The organism is uncultured Rikenella sp. (assembly GCF_910577125.1).
Lineage (GTDB): Bacteria > Bacteroidota > Bacteroidia > Bacteroidales > Rikenellaceae > Rikenella.
In genome coordinates this window covers 1-2,912 of the sequence record NZ_CAJTMN010000164.1, presented here as the reverse complement: position 1 = coordinate 2,912, position 2,912 = coordinate 1, and the positions used below count along the sequence as shown (strand labels likewise).

Sequence of the window (2,912 nt, the reverse complement as noted above, 5' to 3'; positions counted from 1 at the left end):
ATTGCCCACCGCGGGCACGCGGGGCCTGCCCGGCCCGAGGGCAGTCGAAGCTCGACCGCGCGGGCCCCACGTCCCGTGGACGGGCGATGCTTACGCATCGCTAAGGCTGTATCGGCCCAAAGCTTCGCGCCGTTCTCTGTCCACGCGCCGGGAAATTCTGTAAAGAACGATTCAGACCCCAAAATTCACAATTACCATGCCAAAACGAAACCAAACGGCGGAAAATCAAGCGATTTTTAATATATTAGCCCCGTATTATCCGGTGTCCCGACGCTGCCAAGAGCAGCCCCAAAAAAGGCACAAAAATTGATACTGAAAATCCGGCAGACCATCTCTGCCGCACAGATAACGATCAGCGTGTTTTAGAACGACGAACAGATGAACTACACACGACGTACCATCGGCACTATGCTCGCAGCCGGAATTTGTTTCGGCACTACGACCGCCCAGGAGACCACACAAGCGATTACCCTGCAGGAAGCCATCGAACTCAGCTACCGGCAAAGTCCGGTGCTGGAGGCGCAACGGCAGGCACAGGAAGCCGCCGTGCTGAACCGGAAATCCGTCTGGGGACTCCGGATGCCGCAACTGGGGATAGGTGCCGCATATACCTATATGTCCAAGGATATCAAGGCTTTCGACCTGAACAAGGAGAAAGAGGCCGCTCTGCAGGCCATCGGCCAGATGCCGCTTCCCTTCCCGATTCCGGGCGAAGTCATCCAAGCGGTGCAGGGACTCGACCTGAGCCTGACGCTCCAGAAAAAACAGTTCGCCACGGTGGGAGCGACGGCGGCCGTACCTATATATATGGGTGGTAAAATCAACGCAGCGGTGAATGCCGCTAAAATCGGCGTCGAAAAGAGCGATCAGGAGGCGGCGAAGGCACAGACCGACCTGTTCGCACAAGTCGTCGAACGGTATTACGGACTCTCGCTGGCACACCATGTGCTGAAAGTGCGCGAGGAGGTCACGGAAGGAATGCGGAAACACCTGGACGACGCTATCAAGCTGGAGGCCAACGGAATGATCGCATCGACCGAGAAACTCTACGCCGAGATGTTCCTCGCCCAGGCGGAGGGGGAACAGACCGCGGCCGGACTGCAGATCGGTACCATCAACCGCGCGCTCGGCGCTTCGCTCAACCGCGAGGCACAATACCTGCCGGTGACGGCTTTGTTCATCGTGGACAGTTTGCGGCCGCTGGCGCACTATCAGGAACGGGTCAAACAGAACAGCCCGATTCTCAAACAGGTGGAACTGACCCGACGACTGGCCGAAGAGGGCGTTCGGGCGGCTCGGGCCTCTTTCCTGCCGGAGGTGGCTGCCATGGGGGCGGTCAATGCGTGGGACTGGCAGCTGACCCAGCTGGCACCGCGGTGGATGGTGGGAGCCGGCGTGAAACTGCGCATCTTCGACGGCTTGGGGAGCGAATACAAACACGCTTCGGCCAAACGACAGGTACGGCAGGTCGAAGCCATGCAGGTGCAGGCCGAGAACGACCTGATGACACTGACCGAAAAACTCTATAACCAGCTGAAAAGTTCGGCGGCAGAGGTGAATGCGCTGCAGGCGACGGTCACTTTCGCCGAATCGTACCTCGACGCCAAACAACGCGCTTTCAGCGAAGGGATCGCCCCCTCTTCGGACGTGGTAGACGCGCGGATGAACCTCGCCAAAGCCAAGGTGGAACGGCTCGCGGCGGCTTACACGTTCGACGTCACGCTGGCCCAGCTGCTGGCGCTGGCCGGTGAAACCGAGGCGTTCGGAAGCTACATGTTCCAGCCGGACTTCCGGGCGATCAACAACGATTAATCTTTCCTCACAGACTGTCTCATTTTCAACTCCTCAGGACTATGAAATCGAAAGTATATACCATTGCGCTCATCATCATCGCGACAATCACGGTGGTGGCATTCATCGGATGGTTCGTGCTCAAGCCCGCTCCTTACATCATGCAGGGCACGGTCGAGGCGACGAGCTACAAAGTGTCGTCCAAAGTCCCGGGCCGGGTGGACAGCCTGGCGGTCAAACGGGGCGATGCGGTGCGGAAAGGACAGTTCCTGTACGGAATCAGCTCGCCGGAGGTCTTCGCCAAACTGACTCAGGCGGAGGCGGCGAAGGATGCGGCAGCGGCTATTCAGGACAAGGTGGATGCCGGAGCCCGGAAACAGCAGATCCAGCAGGCCTATGAGATGTGGCAGAAGGCGGTGGCGGGGCTGGAACTGGCTCAAAAAACATACGACCGGGTGAAAAACCTGTATGATCAGGGGGTCGTGCCGGCTCAGAAATTAGACGAGGCGGAGGCGAATCTGCGGGCTATGAAGACGACGGCAACGGCGGCGGAGGCGGGTTACAGCATGGCTCAGGAGGGGGCTCAGTGGGAAGAAAAGGCGGCGGCCAAAGCGCTGGTGGCACAGGCGGGCGGAGCGGTGAGCGAGGTGGAGTCGTATGTCACCGAAACGCGCCAGTTCGCGCCGGTGGACGGAGAGGTGTCGAGCGTCATTTCGGAAAACGGCGAACTGGTCGGTACGGGATATCCGGTGGTGACGGTGGTCGACCTGAAGGACTCGTGGGCGGTCTTCAATATCAAAGAGACGCTACTCCCCAAAATCAAACTCGGAACGAAACTCGATGCCTATTTCCCGGCGCTGGACAAAACATACGAGCTGAAGGTGACTTACATCGCGGCGGAGGCGTCGTATGCGACGTGGGCGGCGACGCGCACAAGCGGCGAATTCGATGTCAAAACGTTCGAGGTGCATGCCCGACCGGCGACGCCGATCGCTAACCTCAGACCGGGAATGTCGGTCACGGTGGACTACAATAGTTTATAAACCGTTCTGTTATCTTGTATTTGCCGGGAGGGTACTGTTCTTTTTGTGAACAAAAAGAACCAAAAAAACTTTAGAGGA

2 protein-coding genes are annotated in these 2,912 nt (G+C 58.4%); both read left to right on the top strand.

Annotated elements, in window-relative coordinates; genetic code table 11:
* The first annotated feature begins 378 nt into the window (after positions 1–378).
* The gene (locus QZ292_RS10155; protein ID WP_294601192.1) at positions 379–1,812 is read left to right on the top strand and encodes a TolC family protein; all 1,434 of its coding nucleotides are present in this window, start codon (positions 379–381) and stop codon (positions 1,810–1,812) included.
* A 41-nt stretch (positions 1,813–1,853) separates the two neighbouring features.
* The gene (locus tag QZ292_RS10150; protein ID WP_294601190.1) at positions 1,854–2,834 is read left to right on the top strand and encodes an efflux RND transporter periplasmic adaptor subunit; all 981 of its coding nucleotides are present in this window, start codon (positions 1,854–1,856) and stop codon (positions 2,832–2,834) included.
* Positions 2,835–2,912 lie beyond the last annotated feature (78 nt).